The 14748-nt window shown below is 55.6% G+C and carries 14 protein-coding genes; 8 read left to right on the top strand and 6 right to left on the bottom strand.

Annotated features, from left to right (window positions below; genetic code table 11):
- Nucleotides 1–224: 224 nt before the first annotated feature.
- The 3 genes from mksF to mksB are packed head-to-tail and all read right to left on the bottom strand — an operon-like array spanning nt 225 to nt 5030.
- Nucleotides 225–3053 carry an Mks condensin complex protein MksF gene (gene mksF / locus QN378_RS12485; RefSeq protein WP_323550928.1) on the bottom strand — a complete coding sequence of 943 codons (2829 nt, stop codon included), beginning with the start codon at nt 3051–3053 and terminating at the stop codon, nt 225–227.
- Nucleotides 3050–3760, bottom strand: a complete 711-nt coding sequence (mksE, locus tag QN378_RS12490; protein ID WP_322200967.1) for an Mks condensin complex protein MksE — start codon at nt 3758–3760, stop codon at nt 3050–3052. Before mksE ends, mksF begins: the two co-directional genes overlap by 4 nt.
- On the bottom strand, nt 3750–5030 hold the full coding sequence (mksB, locus tag QN378_RS12495; RefSeq protein WP_322200969.1) for an Mks condensin complex protein MksB: 1281 nt from the start codon (nt 5028–5030) through the stop codon (nt 3750–3752). Before mksB ends, mksE begins: the two co-directional genes overlap by 11 nt.
- Nucleotides 5031–5174: 144 nt before the next feature.
- On the opposite strand from mksB, the gene QN378_RS12500 reads away from it, so the two are divergent.
- Nucleotides 5175–5975: an energy transducer TonB gene (locus tag QN378_RS12500; protein ID WP_322200971.1), complete on the top strand. Its 801-nt coding sequence runs from the start codon at nt 5175–5177 to the stop codon at nt 5973–5975.
- A complete protein-coding gene (gene rimI / locus QN378_RS12505) occupies nt 5972–6454 on the top strand; it encodes a ribosomal protein S18-alanine N-acetyltransferase (RefSeq protein ID WP_323550927.1) in 483 nt (160 codons plus the stop codon). Before QN378_RS12500 ends, rimI begins: the two co-directional genes overlap by 4 nt.
- A gap of 3 nt (nt 6455–6457) precedes the next feature.
- Here rimI and QN378_RS12510 read toward each other — a convergent pair whose 3' ends face one another.
- Nucleotides 6458–6880 carry a serine kinase/phosphatase gene (locus QN378_RS12510; protein WP_322200975.1) on the bottom strand — a complete coding sequence of 141 codons (423 nt, stop codon included), beginning with the start codon at nt 6878–6880 and terminating at the stop codon, nt 6458–6460.
- A 151-nt stretch (nt 6881–7031) separates the two neighbouring features.
- Here QN378_RS12510 and can point away from each other — a divergent pair, with 151 nt between their 5' ends.
- On the top strand, nt 7032–7673 hold the full coding sequence (gene can / locus QN378_RS12515; RefSeq protein ID WP_322200977.1) for a carbonate dehydratase: 642 nt from the start codon (nt 7032–7034) through the stop codon (nt 7671–7673).
- Between the two features lie 48 nt (nt 7674–7721).
- Here the strand turns inward: can and QN378_RS12520 are convergent, their stop codons facing one another.
- Both QN378_RS12520 and QN378_RS12525 read right to left on the bottom strand, forming a co-directional pair.
- On the bottom strand, nt 7722–8891 hold the full coding sequence (locus QN378_RS12520) for a hypothetical protein (RefSeq protein WP_323550926.1): 1170 nt from the start codon (nt 8889–8891) through the stop codon (nt 7722–7724).
- Between the two features lie 309 nt (nt 8892–9200).
- On the bottom strand, nt 9201–10076 hold the full coding sequence (locus QN378_RS12525) for a Kdo hydroxylase family protein (protein WP_322200981.1): 876 nt from the start codon (nt 10074–10076) through the stop codon (nt 9201–9203).
- Nucleotides 10077–10484: 408 nt separating this feature from the next.
- Here QN378_RS12525 and QN378_RS12530 point away from each other — a divergent pair, with 408 nt between their 5' ends.
- The 5 genes from QN378_RS12530 (at nt 10485) to QN378_RS12550 (ending at nt 14739) form a co-directional block, all read left to right on the top strand.
- On the top strand, nt 10485–10793 hold the full coding sequence (locus QN378_RS12530) for a hypothetical protein (protein ID WP_323550925.1): 309 nt from the start codon (nt 10485–10487) through the stop codon (nt 10791–10793).
- An 83-nt stretch (nt 10794–10876) separates the two neighbouring features.
- Nucleotides 10877–11353, top strand: a complete 477-nt coding sequence (locus tag QN378_RS12535) for a WbuC family cupin fold metalloprotein (protein WP_323550924.1) — start codon at nt 10877–10879, stop codon at nt 11351–11353.
- Nucleotides 11354–11530: 177 nt separating this feature from the next.
- On the top strand, nt 11531–12565 hold the full coding sequence (hflK, locus tag QN378_RS12540) for an FtsH protease activity modulator HflK (RefSeq protein WP_322200987.1): 1035 nt from the start codon (nt 11531–11533) through the stop codon (nt 12563–12565).
- Entirely contained in the window at nt 12562–13446 is an 885-nt protein-coding gene (locus QN378_RS12545; protein WP_322200989.1) for a protease modulator HflC, read from the top strand. The genes hflK and QN378_RS12545 overlap by 4 nt, the downstream gene beginning before the upstream one ends.
- A gap of 18 nt (nt 13447–13464) precedes the next feature.
- On the top strand, nt 13465–14739 hold the full coding sequence (locus tag QN378_RS12550) for a TerC family protein (protein ID WP_322200991.1): 1275 nt from the start codon (nt 13465–13467) through the stop codon (nt 14737–14739).
- Nucleotides 14740–14748 lie beyond the last annotated feature (9 nt).

The following is a 14748-nucleotide window of genomic DNA, read 5'->3' on the forward strand; positions in this document are numbered from 1 at the left end:
TTTCCCCATGTGAGAGTAGGTCATCGTCAAGATTAAATTCCAGAACCCCTGATCGCTTACGCGTTCAGGGGTTTTGTCTGTGCGCAGGAAAAACCTGCCAAGCTAATTCGCAGGCATTGATCACATACCGTATATACGCTGTAGGAGCGAAGGTGTTCGCGAGGCGGCATACCTGACACCCCGCGCTTGGTTATTCGCCAACAAGTTGGCCATCTACAGAGAAATCAAGCCAGCTCCGGTTCTGAATCAACGACTGCGTTAACAACGTCATCATGCCGACGTATGTACTTCCAATCTGCTTCATCAATGTAGATCCCGTTAGGTCCGCTACCGCCTTCAAGGTCGATGGCGATATGCGCCGAGACCTGTGGTTTTACGCTGGCCAGGATCGGTACAAAGCCAAGTTGCAAACTGGTTTCCAGCAAGGCGGCCTGATTCTTCTCATCGATGTCTGCCGCTTCGTCCAGGTAGTACGGAAGACTAATGCGTCCGGCCTGATCGCGGTCCATCAAATGCAGCAACAGGTACATATTGGTCAGTGCCTTGATCGTCATCGTCGTGCCGTTAGACGCTGCTCCGTCGATGTCGGTATGGATCACCGGGGGGCCGTTGACCTTGGTGATCTCGAACGCCAGCTCGAACAAATCCTTCAAACCCAACTGGTTGTGGTTCGCTGCCACCAACCGCGCCAGATACTCCTTGGCTTCTTCATTCTTATTGTCCTGATCGGCACTTTGGCTCAGGTCGAACACTGACAACGTCTCGCCTTCTTCATATTGCCCAGCGCTGTGGATGATCTGATCTATGTGTTTCAGCGCCTCTTTGTTTGGTGCAAGAACGATACGGAAGCTCGCGAGGTTGGATACCTGCCGTTTGTTTATCTCGCGGTTAAACAGTGCCAACTGGTGTTCCAGGCTGTCGTAGTCGCTACGGATATTACGTAACGTCCGGGCGATGTCGGTCACGGCGGCTCGGCGGGCTTTGCCGAGGGTGAGCGCTTCGTCCTGGCGATGTGCATAGGCGTTAACAAGCAAGTGCAGCCGCCGCTCCATGTCGTCTTCACTGTCGAACTTAGCAACGCCCTTCAACCGAATCTGAGCGTACAGCGCTTCAATCTGATTATCGGTGCGCTGCAGACTTTGCCAGCTGTCCTGATAGTCGTTGAGCAGGGGCAGCAAGTTTTCCAGCGAGTCATCTACCGCTTCCATAAACGGCGTACCAAAAGGCATGTCCGCAGGCAGCAACTGACGGCGACGTAGCGCGTCGTCCAGGGTTCGCTGTTTGGTTTCCATGTCGCCGATCTGTCGACCCACCAATTGCAGCTTGGCGGACAGTTGCTGGACGCGTTCGGTGAAGGCGTCGCTTGAGCGTTTCAATTCATCCTGGGCAGCTTCCATTTGCGCCAGTTGCTCAAGCTTCTCCGATTCTTCGGCGCTCAGGGTTTGGCTGCGGCGGAAATCTTCCAGCGCTTTCTGTGCATCAAGTACCTGTTGATACAACGCCTCGGCCTGTGTCTTGCTCGCAGCACGGTCAGAAGCGACCGCCTGCTGAGCCTTCAGCTGCTTGAGTTCTTTTTCAAGACGCTGTTTTTGATCACGTAACGCCGCACGATCAGCCAGGGCCTGTAACGCAGGAGGCTCAATGTGTGACAGATTGATCGTAAGGCCCGGCACTTCGAAGCGCTCGCCTTTGAAGCTGTCGAGTATCCGTTCCAGTGACTTGACCCACACGTCGCCATCATCCAGCGCAATGCCTTGTTCGCCCAGCGGCAGGCTGAACAACGTACTGTTGAACAGGCGCATTAAGCGCTCGACGTCCGGTTGCGAGAACTCTTCGCGCAGGCGTGCATAGCTATTGTTATCCGCGTGATCGAGCTGTTGCTTCACCGCCTTCAGGCGTTTTTCCAGATCGCGTAAACGCTCTTCCAGATCCTCGGTGCTGAACTGTCGAGACTGGGCCAGCGCGCCAGCCAATTCATCGTGGGCGTCTTTAGCCGCCAGCAGTTGTTGTTCCAGTATCTTGACGTCGTTAACCAATGCAAAGCGGTTCTTGAGCACGGACAGCTCGCCCACCCAGCGTTGTATAGCGCTGATCTCACGTTCAAGGCGCATCAGCTCTTGGGTGCCGCCGCGCTGATCGTTCTGCAGTGAATCTTGCTCATTGCGGTAATGCTCGGCGTGAATTACGAGCTCGTCTTTGCGCGCGCTGGAATATTCTTGCCATGTGCCTAGCAGCGAGTCGAGAAGCGGCGAAATGCGGTGCAATTTTCCGCGCAACGCTTCCCTCTGTTTAACCCCCGCAGACAAGGTTTCAACCAACGATCCGGCAAGCACTAGCGCGTTGTAATCCTGTTCCATCCGGCGGACATCGCGAAAGGCTTCTTCGCATGCGGCAATGTAATCGACGCTGCCTGAGCGCAAGCTATGTTCGAAGGCGTCCAAAAACAGCTGCTTGAGTTTCGCTGCCGTAATTTCGCGCATGTGCAGCAGGTTGATAAACAGTGCCCGGAAAGTTTTCAAGCTCTGCTCGCTGGTGGAGCGTAAGGGGATCAGGGTCAAGTCCAGCGGGATCGAGGTATGGCCGCCCACCAGCAAACGGCGCAGCTCATCGGGCTTCAATTCGTAGGCTTTCAGGCCCAGGCTTTCCAGATTACTGAACAGCTCCTTGTGCCGCAGGCAGGTGTCATTCTTTTGGTAATGGGCCAGATCCAGCTTGCCGGCGTAAGCGAAGAACTGATGGCCGAAGCCTCCGCCCGGGCCGCGACCGACCACGCCAATCACGTGTGGGCCATGGGGAAGCGCGATTTCAGCCAGAATGTAACTGGTGTCGGTAGCGAAGTAAAAACGTCGAGATTGTTCGAGGCTGTACTTGCCGAAGCTCATGTCCGACATGCGTGCCAGAATCGGGAATTGCAGGGCGTTGATTGAGGCACTTTTCCCTAAATTATTCGCGCCATACACCGACAGAGGGTGTTCCAGCGGGAACAAGCCGAGGCTGTAACCGGCCGTGTTCAGCAGGGCAAAGCGGCGTATGCCGTAGCGTTCCTGGCTCATGCGTCCAACTCCTGCTGCTCGGCGGCAATGGCTCGCGCCAAGGCTTGAGATTCGGTTTCTTCCGGCTTGTCGAATTCGGTGAGGTCCAGCGGATCTTCTGGTTCGAGGAGGGCTTCGTCGCTTTCGTCGTCGATCAAGACTGGAGTCGGCAGTGGCAAGACGCTGTGCAGGCTGGCCGCCAGATCGCGGTCTTGTTGGACTGACAAACAGACATCAAGAAAGCGATGCATCGGCGGCAGGAAACGGTAGATGCCGTTTTCTTCACTCGCGAACCCGAGCTGGGTCATGCGGCGCATGATCTTTTCTTCCAACTCTTCTTGGGTCTGTACTTCGGCCTGGACAAACAGATCGCGGTACTTCTCTAGCAGCGAGGGCAACTCATCCCGGCCCAGGCTGCCACCGTCCAGCACGGCCACCGGGTCACGACCCTGATCAGCCAAGTGCTCGACGATGATGAACGTGAACAATGCCAAGCGCTGCGCCGTCTTGTTGACCTGCGCCGCTGCGAGGTCGGGAACGAAGTAATAAAAGCCGCGCGTGTCGCAGACAAGTTCGTAGCCCAGGGCTTTAAACAGCGTGCGGTATTGGTCCTGACTATTAGACAGTTGTGCATACAGTTCAGGGTCGCGACGACTGACGTGATAGCCCTTCAACAGCTCACGGAAGATCGGCGCCAACTGGGACATTTCAGACAGATCAAGATGCATGAGGGGGGCTCGCAGAATTCTCTAGGTGCTCATCTCGGCTAGAGAGCAGGGCGAAAGAGCGCAGGCTGACCTGGTGCTCCTGGGTGTGATAGTCGCGCCGCTCCAGGCGTTCGCGGCTGAAGCGTTTGTCCCGCGACAGGCGCGAGAACCAGTACAGCAATTCGTCAGTTGGGCCGTTCGGCTCCTGCTCCAGCAACCAGACCATCAGGTCTGGCATTGGCAAGGCGTCTTCACAGCGCTCCAGCATTTCTTTGACCGTGCGCGGCGCCCGTGGCGGCTCACCCTTGCGGCTGCTGACATTGGCCTTGGGAAACTTCGCGGGTTTGGGTTCAAAGCGGGCCAAGGCATAGACATAGGCTTCAACCTGGCTGGCACTGCCGAGAAATGTGCTCTGCGGCCGCGTGAACATCGGCATGACCGCGTGAGGCAATGCATCAATGCCGCGCTTACGGATCGCCGACAACGCCAGCGCCGCGCCACGGGTCACTGCGTTATGCCGACGGGCTTCTTCGCGCAGCGGCAGTAGCAGCTCTCGAGCATGGCGCAAGGTCAACTGAGCGCTGGTCTGCATTTCAAGAATGCGTGCATGAGTGCGCAGCAGCCTGTCGTCATCAACCAGATGGCCAAGCCGTTGCTGCTCAGTGAGCAAGCGCAGCAAGACATTTTCCACCTTGCGTACGCCTTGTTCGAACGCGCCATCGGCATTCACCAACTGGATCATGGGCTCGATGTATTCATCCCACGTCGCCAATACCTCGGCGTAGCGCTGACGCAAGGGAATCTGTCGGTCGCTTGTCTTGGCCCGCTCGGCCACCGCGATCAACGCCTGTTCATCATTCGCGAGCTTTTTCAAAACATCACGAACGCGCATGTCGAGTAGGCGAAGTTGGCGTGCGAGATCACTGGCGTCACGAATATCGAAAGCATCCTGGATATAACCCGCCAGGCGCTCCAGGTGGCGCAGATAGGCTTCGATTTCCAGGCACAGACCCAAGCGATGCTCGCGCCGCAGGTAAGACAGGAAGTCGTGAATTTGAGCATTGAGTTCAAAACGATTCGGACTTTTGGCCACCGGAACCAAAATGTCCAGACGTATCCACACGTCCAGGAGGTAGGTGATGTCCTGCGGTGTGCTGTCCAGTTGCTGAGTCGCCAATTGCAGGCGCAGCTCGCTCAGACTCAATGTGCCCTGGTCGAAGTGTTCGCACAGTGGCTCTAATAAAGCCCAGTGCTCGGCAAGGGCGCGCAAGACGCGCTTAGGTTCGATCATTGGAAGGCCGACTGTTGGCAAATAAAAGCAGCAATTGTACTGCATCGACCGGGCAACATTTCACCCCCCAAGCGATCAACTGCGGCGGGAATTGGCGAAGAGCGGTAGAATCCTGGTCTTTACTTATCCATAGATGGCCGACCTTTGCTTAATGAGTCCCGTCGCCGCGCTTATCTGACTGCAATGCAGGTGGTCAATTGGCTGCCGCGCACAGCGCTTCCGTTTGCTGCACCTTCGCGCCCGGAGTTACTGGCGCCTTTGCCGCTGCCTGTCGAACCGAGCATCAATGTCCCGGCGCCCACTGCAGCCGTAATAGTTACTCCTGAAGCCGTTGTGCCGACAGTCCAAGCAGTCATCGAACGGCCAAGGCGAGACATATCACGCCCATCCTTGGCCAGCACGCGAAGTCATGCCGTGGTCGACGTTGCAGATCAAGCGTCCGCGCCGACCAAGGCAGCGGTTGTTGCACCGCCACGTTTTGCTTTGCAGTTACTCCGCGCTGGACGCTGCTTGCTACTGGTCGAACTACCCACAGGCGATCCGTTTCAAAGTCGCGACCCGGCGTACCTGTTGCTCAAGGACATGCTGCGTGCGGCGGGTCTACCGGATAGCCCACAGATCATTGGCGAACCGGTGCGTTGGCCGCTGTTGGTACGGGGCCATTTGGACCAAGGGCCTGAGTCAGCGCGTGATTTTGTCCAAGGCTTCGTTAGCGCTCGTTTGGAAGATGAGCCCTGCGCTTGCCTATGGCTCATTGGTTTGCCGTCGATCAGGTTTGCCGGCGAAGCCAACGCCGAATCTTACAACCGTGAACTGCAGGTCGAAGGGCTTGGCAGCGCCTGGGCCCTGCCAGGCCTGGAACTATTAATGGACGAGCCGCACCGCAAAGCTGATGTCTGGCTAACCATGCGTCGGCTGATGACACGCTGGAACACGACTGAATGACAGACGTTTCGAAAAAAACCGTCACAACCGCCGATTCGGTTACGTTTCGGCGAATGACTGAGGCTGATCTGGATGCAGTATTAAAAATCGAATACGCAGCGTTCACTCACCCGTGGACTCGGGGTATTTTCCTCGACGCGCTCAAGTCTTATGAAATATGGCTGATGTTCGAAGGTGCTCAGCAAGTCGGCCATGGCGTGATTAACGTCATCATCGACGAAGCACACCTGCTGAACATCACTGTCAAGCCCGAAAGCCAAGGCCGGGGTCTGGGACTGCGCTTGCTGGAGAGATTGATGTCCCGCGCCTACGAACTTAATGGGCGCGAATGCTTCCTTGAACTTAGAGCCAGCAACCTGTCGGCCTATCGTTTGTATGAGAGTTTCGGTTTCAATGAAATAGGCCGTCGCCGCGACTACTACCCGGCAGCGGGTGGCCACGAAGATGCGTTGGTGATGGCCTGTACCTTATTCGAGTAACCGTTACTCAGGCTTACGATGTTCTGGTTTCCCGTCCAGCGGATCGAGATCCGCCAGCTCGGCCTCGTCCAAACCATCGCCGCCGCCAATGTCATTTGCGCCGACGATACTCAGCTCCCAATCCGCCGGAGTGTCCTCGCCTAGCTCGTACGGCGAGCGCGCTCCATCCTCGTCGATCAGGGTTTCTGGACTCATGTCGTCATCGGTTGAATGGTGATCCGAAGTCGAGGCACCCGTCATTCCCGCTTCGCGGACACGTTCGTCGGAAATCTCGTGGGCTAATTCTTCTTCCGGTATCAGATCGCCGATGCGGGCGGCGGGCTTGTCTTCGTCGAAGTGTAGCTCGTCCATGGAACCCATCCTGTCTTCGTTATCGTCAATCGGTTCCGGCTGTGGTGAGCCATAGGGGCGACGTGATTCAGTCATGGCATTTCCTCATGTTTTGGGGCCTTATTAACGTTGACCGATCACAACCATGAAGATTCCTTTTGTTCTTTGAACCAGCTTTGGCACATCAGCGTGACCTGAGCCGCCGGGCGCCAGTCAAAGCTGGGCATCATCTTCGAGGCATAAACTGATGAAAGAACTACAAGACCTGATTGACAACAATGAACGCTGGGCCGATGCAATCAAGGATAAAGACCCGGAGTTTTTCGCCAAACTGGCTCGCCAGCAAACGCCGGAATACCTGTGGATTGGTTGCTCGGATGCACGCGTGCCAGCCAACGAAATTGTCGGCATGTTGCCGGGCGATCTGTTCGTACACCGCAACGTCGCTAACGTCGTGCTGCACACTGACCTCAATTGCCTGTCGGTGATTCAATACGCAGTGGACGTGCTCAAGGTTAAACACATCCTGGTGACCGGCCACTATGGTTGCGGCGGCGTGCGCGCGTCGATGCAAGACCGCCAGCTGGGCCTGATTGATGGTTGGCTGCGCTCGATTCGCGACCTGTATTACGAAAATCGTGCACCCTTGGCCGCGCTGCCGACCGAAGAAGAGCGTGTCGACCGGCTGTGTGAGTTGAACGTGATTCAGCAGGTGACCAACGTTGGTCACACCAGCATTGTGCAAAACGCTTGGCACCGTGGGCAGAAGTTGTCTATCCATGGCTGTATCTACGGGATCAAGGACGGGCGCTTCAAAAGCTTGAACGCTACGATCACTGGTTTTGAGCAGTTGCCGGCGCAGTACCGATTGCGTCCGTTAGGCGAGTAGTGGCCAAGGCGACTCGGTCCGCGAGTCGCCTCGGTTAACCCTTGGGATTTATAAATACGGCGGAGCAAACTGCGGGCTAATTGGCTGCTGCAACTGCTCAAGCGCGGTTGATACGTCGCTGGCAGTGCATTTAGTCTTGGCCTGATCGGCTGTCAGGAGGCGGATTGAGGTGTAGAAAAGTTCGCAGGTCTGCGCTCTGTTGGTGACCTGCCATTGCTGAGTGCATTGACCGAGCATCGCTTGAGCGTCAGTGCCAGGTGTTTTGCCCATTCCGGCTTGCCAGCACGCCGCGCTGAGGTCTTGGCCCATGACCTTCAGGCCTGCCACATCGGCTCTGTGTTGATCGCCGCCGTTACTCGCCAACCCAGCGGCGTACCAGATATAACTAGGGTGGTTGGAACCCAGCACGGCGACGCTCTTTCCCGTACCCATATCGAGACTGGCCAGGCCCAACACCGGCACCGTAACGCCGTATTGTTGCTGGAGCCAGTTTCGAACCGGAGTGCCGAATGCGACCATCGGCAGCGATTTGCCATCGGGAGCTAGGGTGAGTTGTTTGATCATCGTGGTTTGATAATCGGTGAAATAGCTGTAGGTTCCCACCAGATCGTTGCCAGCAGACGCGGGCGCGGCAATCGGTGCAATGTCGATGATGGTCTGATAACTGGGTGTCTGATCGGGTGCAATGCCGTTATCAATCAACAGATCAGACCAGCGATTGGTGGTGGCGGAGTTTAAGTAGTCCTGATATTGCGTCAACGCGGTATCCGGTGGGAAATGCAGCAGCTCTACACTCTTGCGGTTTTCCAGCGCCATCCCCAGCGGAAGGAACAAGTACCAGTTGAATTTCCATTGGCCATCGGCGTTAAGTTTTTTAGCGTCTTTGTAGGCCAAGTCACCGGCATTCAACAGCGCGCTCAGCGACTCACCGTAGCCGTCAGGCACACCGCTAATTGTCGCGACAATTTCATGATGTTTTTGGTTAACCTCTACTTTGGCCGCACTGTAACCATCGCGAACCACGCTTTGCGCCACGTAATTTTCGACCGTTTCCTCCAGCGTCCATTTTTTGAAACAGATGACGCCGCAGTTATTGGGGTAAGCGAAGAGATGCGTGACGCGTTCCTTGCTGCCGAGCCTGACCTGAACATCCGCGTAAGCAGTGAAGCTAAGCGTCAGTGCGGCAAGCGCGGTGGCGATAGTTACTCGTTTTAACATTGTCGTTCCTTGTCTGCGTTGTTAGCCCGACGGGCTTGCGGTAGCACAGACACTGAAACAGGACTCGGAGGATTAAGAAAGTTAAAACTAAGGCTTTTTGATATCGCCGTATTCAAAGCCTCACCAAGGGAGATTCGCTGTCGCGCGGGGGTGTGGCAGGGTGTGGCAAGCCCCGATAAGCGTCCTTGTTATGCGGCGCATATTTTCTTCGGTGGAGTGAAGCTAATTCGGTGGAGTGAAGCTGATAAGCGCATCACGAGAACACCCGCACCGTAATCGGTTGCGGGTACTGACGATGGTGCCAAAGGATTAAGACAGCCCGCGGCCCGTCAAACGTTCAAGCACACGAAGCGGCGCTTGGGCGGGATGCTGCATGTACTCAACCGGCAGTAAAAATGTTTGCTCTAGAACAAATTGACCGCTCATTGCTGCATGGGGCACCTGATCCGTGAAGACCATCCAAGTCGTGCCTGCGGCAAACCGATGTTCTTGATGCGACGGTCGGTTTTGGTATTCCTGATCGGCTTTCATATGGTCATGCAGACGCAGCATGTAGTGGTCGTAGGCACTGCGCGGGGTTTTAGTGATACCCAGCGCGTTCATTACTGTGCTGGCGCCCCATAGCGGTTTTGGCAGCGACGCCAAATAATGCTGTGCAACCGCCTCGAACTGATTGCCCAGCCGCCATACTCGAGGTTGATTCTGCGGATTGATGTTGCTAAAGACGCGCAAAATGCGTTTGCCAGATGTAGGTGACGACGGGAAATTATCGACGTGCAACCGGGTATCGTCTTTACGCCAAGAGCTAGGGCGCCCGGAGATTTCAACTGGTCGAAAGCTGGCGCGCGCTTGTTGTAAGCCGTCTTGGTAATGACTAAGCAGGTTGTTGGCTAAGGTTTTGGTCGAGCTCGCGAAGCGCGTCATCATCGCTTGTAGCTGGCGCTGTTCGGCTTCTGTGCCCTTGCTACCTTTAAACATACCGTTGGCGGGTGTAAGGCTTACGTTCTTAATGCCGCGAATCACAGTGGATTCGAGCAGCGGACGTTCATCTTCCCGAACAATAAATGGCAACTGAGGCAAAAGAACGACATTGCCTGACTCCAGCGCCTCGAGGGCCACTGTCTGGTCGACACCGCTGATGACTTGGTCCCACGACGTGATTGGTAGACTGACAATTGCAGTCATATTACTTGCCTCCGGAGTGACGCTTGTGATCGCGCAGTCCAGGGAAAGGCTTTCGCGGGAGTGCGTCAAAAAGTTGCCATGGCCGCTTGGCGGGAATGTAACAAGCCGTGTATCAATGGGTATAGCCTACAAATTAGTAATGAAAAGGGCAATTGATTTGGCGCAAACCTTCGTACGACTCCTCAAAGGTCTTAGGCGAACAGGCCATGCAGGCGTGGCATTCGTTCGCCAAAATAGCGATTGGTAGCTCCCTCTAAAACCCGAAAAAAATGTGCTAAAGACGCTCTAAGTAAGGCGTATTACGCCAGAAGTTCTATCCTGTATCCTGTACGGTAATGTAAGTAGTGTCTGATAGTTGTATCAGACGGATTACTGGCAATTAGAGTGATTAGTCGGGGAGTGTGGTGAATGATTGGAAGTGGACTGATCAGAGACCTGCTTCATCTAAGCTTGTATTTGATAACCATCGTTATCTGGATGCACCTTTGGCTTATTTGCGTGTTCAACGCCAAAGGTCCGTTAAAACGTTTTTTTGGTGCCCATGCGTTGATAATCTGCGCTTTGGGCGTTCCCGCACTGGCCGCGCTGCTATTCGGTTGCGCATACAGCCTCTTTGGTCGTGAGGGCATGATTGCTAGCTTGATCATTGGTGGCTTGGGTTTCCCGGCAGCTACCCTCATATTATTGCGCAGACAGGCTCAACGCGGCCGTTCGTGAATGCATGTTTATGGTGTGCAGTTCTTTGTATGCGCAGGCGGGCTGAGCCATAATTGCGCCTTTCATCCGTATCGGTAGTCCTAATGAAGCAGATCACCCCCGCCGACCTAAAGGCGCTTGCCGCTCAGGCCCAGCAATCAACTCGCCTGCGAGCTAACCGCAACCTTCACGTTGAGCTGACCGATCCAATCCAGCGTTTGGCAATTGCCATGGAACCTGGCACGTATGTGCGTGCGCAACGCCACCCACATACGTGGGAATTGCTCTACCCACTCAGCGGTCGTTTTGTTGTCTTGAATTTCGACGAGGCTGGTACTGTGATCCAGCGCACCGTGCTGGGCGAAGACTGCGCAGTCCTTGAGATTGCAGCTGGTTGTTGGCACGCCGTACTTTCGTTGGATGTCGGTGGGGTGATTTTCGAAGTAAAACACGGCCCTTATATGCCTGTTGCCGAGGAAGACTTTGCTGCTTGGTCCGGTGCTGAAGGTAGCCCCTTGGCAAGTACGCTTCTGGACTGGTACACGACGGCGCAGATCGGCCAGTCTTTTCCGAGCGTTTAGCCCTCGGAGTCACTGATGCATAGAATCGACTCTGCTATTTTTCACTCGTATAGAGTCCAGTTTTTAACATGATCCATATCAGTGACGACCGTCAGCGGTTGAGTTATTCTGCGCGGCTTCGGCGACCCCACCACTTGCGGTAAGGGTCCCACGTCCTTAATGGACAGGAGCAACTGCATGACCCGTAGCCCAGCGCCCGTTCCGGTCCAAGCCACCCATTCGGCGGCGAGCCTGCGCGAGCGAATCAATTACAGCATCGCGGTTCTGGACCTTAAAGGCCGCGGCTTGTTGTTGATCGGGGGGCTCATCCTGTTGGCGTGGATTGCTTCAGGTATCTACAAAGTCCAGCCTGACGAGCAAGGCGTTGTCCTGCGCTTTGGGCGGTGGGCGGACACCACCGACTCTGGCCTGCATTACCACCTCCCTTTTCCCGTAGAAACGGTGCTCTTGCCAAAGGTGACTCAGGTCAACCAATTGCAACTGGGCACTGTCAGTACTGCGTTGACCACAGGCAACAGCGGTTCGCGAGACAAGCAGATGCTTACGGGTGATGAAAACATCGTCGAAGCCGATTGCACGGTGTTCTGGCGGATAAAAGACGCTGGGCTGTATCTTTTTAAAATCAGCGAACCTGAACGCTCGGTAAAAGTTGCTGCCGAAAGCGCCCTGCGTGAAGTCATCGGTCGTACCCCGATTCAAGCCGCTATGTCTGACAAGCGTGCGCAAATCGCCGATGAAACCCGGAATTTGCTGCAACAGTTGCTGGATAGCGAGCAGGCCGGGATTTTGATCACTCAGGTTCAGTTACAACGGGTTGACCCGCCACCGCAGGTTATCGATGCTTTCAACGATGTGCAGCGTGCACGTGCCGACCAAGAGCGCGCACGTAACGAAGCAGAAGCCTACGCCAACGATGTCATTCCCCGGGCGCGTGGCGACGCGGCGCGAATTACCCAAGACGCCGAAGCCTACAAATCACAAGTTGGCAATCTGGCTGAAGGCGAGGCGAAGCGCTTCCTGTCGGTCTACTACAGCTATGTGCAATCGAAGGACGTCACGGCCTGGCGTTTGTACATGGAAAGCATGGACGAAGTGCTGAAGAAAGCCTCCAAAGTCATTATCGATTCCTCAGGCAAAGGGATGTCTGGCGTAGTGCCGTACATGCCGCTTTCTGACCCAGGCAAGACCGTGCAAAAGGACGCCAAATCGTGAATTCGACGCTGAAGTGGCTTCTAGCGGGCTTGGGAATCGTCTTCGTTTGGACGTTAGGTTCGTCGGTGTACGTGGTCGATGAAACCCAGCAAGCACTGGTCATTCGATTTGGCGCACCCATGGGCGTGGCCGGCGCGCCAGGGCTGAAGTTCAAGATTCCTTTCAGCGACTCATTGGTGTTCTACGACAGCCGTTTGCAAATGCTCACCTCGCCTGCCGAACAGGTCATTCTTGGTGACCAAAAACGTGTTGAAGTGGTCACCTACACGCGCTTTCGGATCAGCGACCCGCTGCGTTTCTACCAAGCGGTGGGCACGTTGGACCAGGCTAATGCCCAACTGACGCAAATGGTCAGCTCATCGTTGCGCCGGGAACTGGGTCAGGTGTCGCTGCGGTCATTGCTATCGGACGAACGTCGGCCGGAAGTAGCAATTATTCAGAAGGACGTAGCCGAAAAGGCGCGCGGGCTCGGCGTCGACGTCACTGAAGTGCGATTGCACCGTGCCGATCTACCCTTCGAGGCCAGCCAGGCGATCTACGACCGGATGAAGTCCGAACGTAACCGTGAAGCGAAAGAGCTGCGAGCCCAAGGCTTCGAGTGGGCGCAGCAGATTCAGGGCAAGGCCGACCGGGACCGGACTGTGTTGTTGTCAGAGGTGCAGCGTAAATCGGCAATCACCCACGGCGAAGCCGACGCCGAAGCTAACCAGGTGTTGTCGGCGGCGTTCAGCAAAGACCCCGATTTCTACAAGTTGTACCGCTCGTTGCAGACGTACCGGCAAGCGTTGGCTGATAGCCAACCCATGTTGGTGTTAACCCCGGACGCCGAGTTCCTCAAGCAGTTCCGTTCCGGACCTGCAACGACGCCCCACAAGCAATGACGCGAGTGATCAAGCTCCATGATGTTTGAAGGTTTACTGCACGCGCTTGGCATGATCTTCCAGATTGGTTTGTTGGACCTGATTTTATCTGGAGACAACGCGCTGGTGATTGCGCTGGCTTGCCGTGGGCTACCGGCCGAACAGGTCAAAAAAGCAGTAGTAATCGGCACCAGTGGTGCGATTGTGCTGCGCGTCTTACTGACCACCCTGGCCGGGTGGTTGCTGTTGGTTCCCTATTTGAAAATAGTCGGCGCTGGGTTGCTGATTTTCATCGCTATCAAGCTGTTGATTGAAGAGCGCATGGACAACGAAGGCGGCCCCGTTGAAACCGTGACGACCACCTTATCCGGTGCTGTCGCGACCGTGCTGATCGCCGACTTGGTCATGAGCATGGACAACGTTGTAGGCCTTGCCGCTGTCGCGCAAGGCAGCGTCTTTTATCTGGTGTTGGGGCTGATTTTAAGTGTGCCGCTGCTTATGTTTGGCAGTATTCAAATTGTTCGAGTGCTTCAGCTCAACCCAATGTTGGTTTTGGTTGGCGGCGCGTTGCTGGGGTATATCGCGGGGGATATTGCCGTCTCCGATCCGGCAATAGTGGGCTGGGTCAACAGCCAGTCTCCAGCATTGAACGTCATTGTGCCGCTGCTGTGCGCGGTATTTGTAGTCCTGCAAGCGCGCATTATCCGCGTACGGCGCACTCAGATTCCGAGGCCAGCGCCACGGCTCCGAGCCATGACACTGGTACTTGAGCCAGCGGCGCCAAGGGTGATATCTGAATCGCCAGTCGACACCGTAATGACTGTCGCTGTGGTGTCTGCAGTCGAAGTCGAAGCCATTGAACCGCTGCAGATCGAGGCGCCCGAGGAGCCGATCATCCTATTGGCGGATGCTTCAACTCTGGCAACCGAATCTCCACGTCGAACCCTCAGCGGCCCGGTCCGCATTCTATTGAGCCTCTGCGCAATCTTTATGGTGAGCTGGTTGGTGTACAGCTTTATCGGCAGTGTCGCAAACGGCTTACTGCCCAAGCCCATGGTGGATAGCGCCTACATCTGCCCCGGTTCGATTGCCACTATTTACTACCGCCCGGGTGGCAGCTCAATTCGCATCGTGACTGGCAATGGCGAAGCGTCCGGCTACGTAAGCCTGCAAAAAATACTGTGGGAAAATCCAACGGCGGCGGTCAGGGATCTTCATCTCTCACCGCCCACCGAGTTAGAGAAAACCAATAACAACGTGGTGACGGTCAGCGGCGGAAGCTTCTCGCAGATCCAGTGTATTCGCGCTCACTAACCGCAAAGC

It is taken from the genome of Pseudomonas sp. 10S5 (assembly GCF_035019745.1).
In the GTDB taxonomy this organism is placed as follows: domain Bacteria; phylum Pseudomonadota; class Gammaproteobacteria; order Pseudomonadales; family Pseudomonadaceae; genus Aquipseudomonas.

Coding starts and splice junctions, on each gene's coding strand:
- QN378_RS12525 (WP_322200981.1), bottom strand. CDS start 10,076: ATGACTGCAATTGTCAGTCTACCAATCACGTCGTGGGACCAAGTCATC.
- can (WP_322200977.1), top strand. CDS start 7,032: ATGAAAGAACTACAAGACCTGATTGACAACAATGAACGCTGGGCCGAT.
- hflK (WP_322200987.1), top strand. CDS start 11,531: ATGACCCGTAGCCCAGCGCCCGTTCCGGTCCAAGCCACCCATTCGGCG.
- QN378_RS12520 (WP_323550926.1), bottom strand. CDS start 8,891: ATGTTAAAACGAGTAACTATCGCCACCGCGCTTGCCGCACTGACGCTT.
- QN378_RS12530 (WP_323550925.1), top strand. CDS start 10,485: ATGATTGGAAGTGGACTGATCAGAGACCTGCTTCATCTAAGCTTGTAT.
- mksF (WP_323550928.1), bottom strand. CDS start 3,053: ATGAGCCAGGAACGCTACGGCATACGCCGCTTTGCCCTGCTGAACACG.
- mksB (WP_322200969.1), bottom strand. CDS start 5,030: ATGATCGAACCTAAGCGCGTCTTGCGCGCCCTTGCCGAGCACTGGGCT.
- QN378_RS12550 (WP_322200991.1), top strand. CDS start 13,465: ATGATGTTTGAAGGTTTACTGCACGCGCTTGGCATGATCTTCCAGATT.
- mksE (WP_322200967.1), bottom strand. CDS start 3,760: ATGCATCTTGATCTGTCTGAAATGTCCCAGTTGGCGCCGATCTTCCGT.
- QN378_RS12510 (WP_322200975.1), bottom strand. CDS start 6,880: ATGACTGAATCACGTCGCCCCTATGGCTCACCACAGCCGGAACCGATT.
- rimI (WP_323550927.1), top strand. CDS start 5,972: ATGACAGACGTTTCGAAAAAAACCGTCACAACCGCCGATTCGGTTACG.
- QN378_RS12535 (WP_323550924.1), top strand. CDS start 10,877: ATGAAGCAGATCACCCCCGCCGACCTAAAGGCGCTTGCCGCTCAGGCC.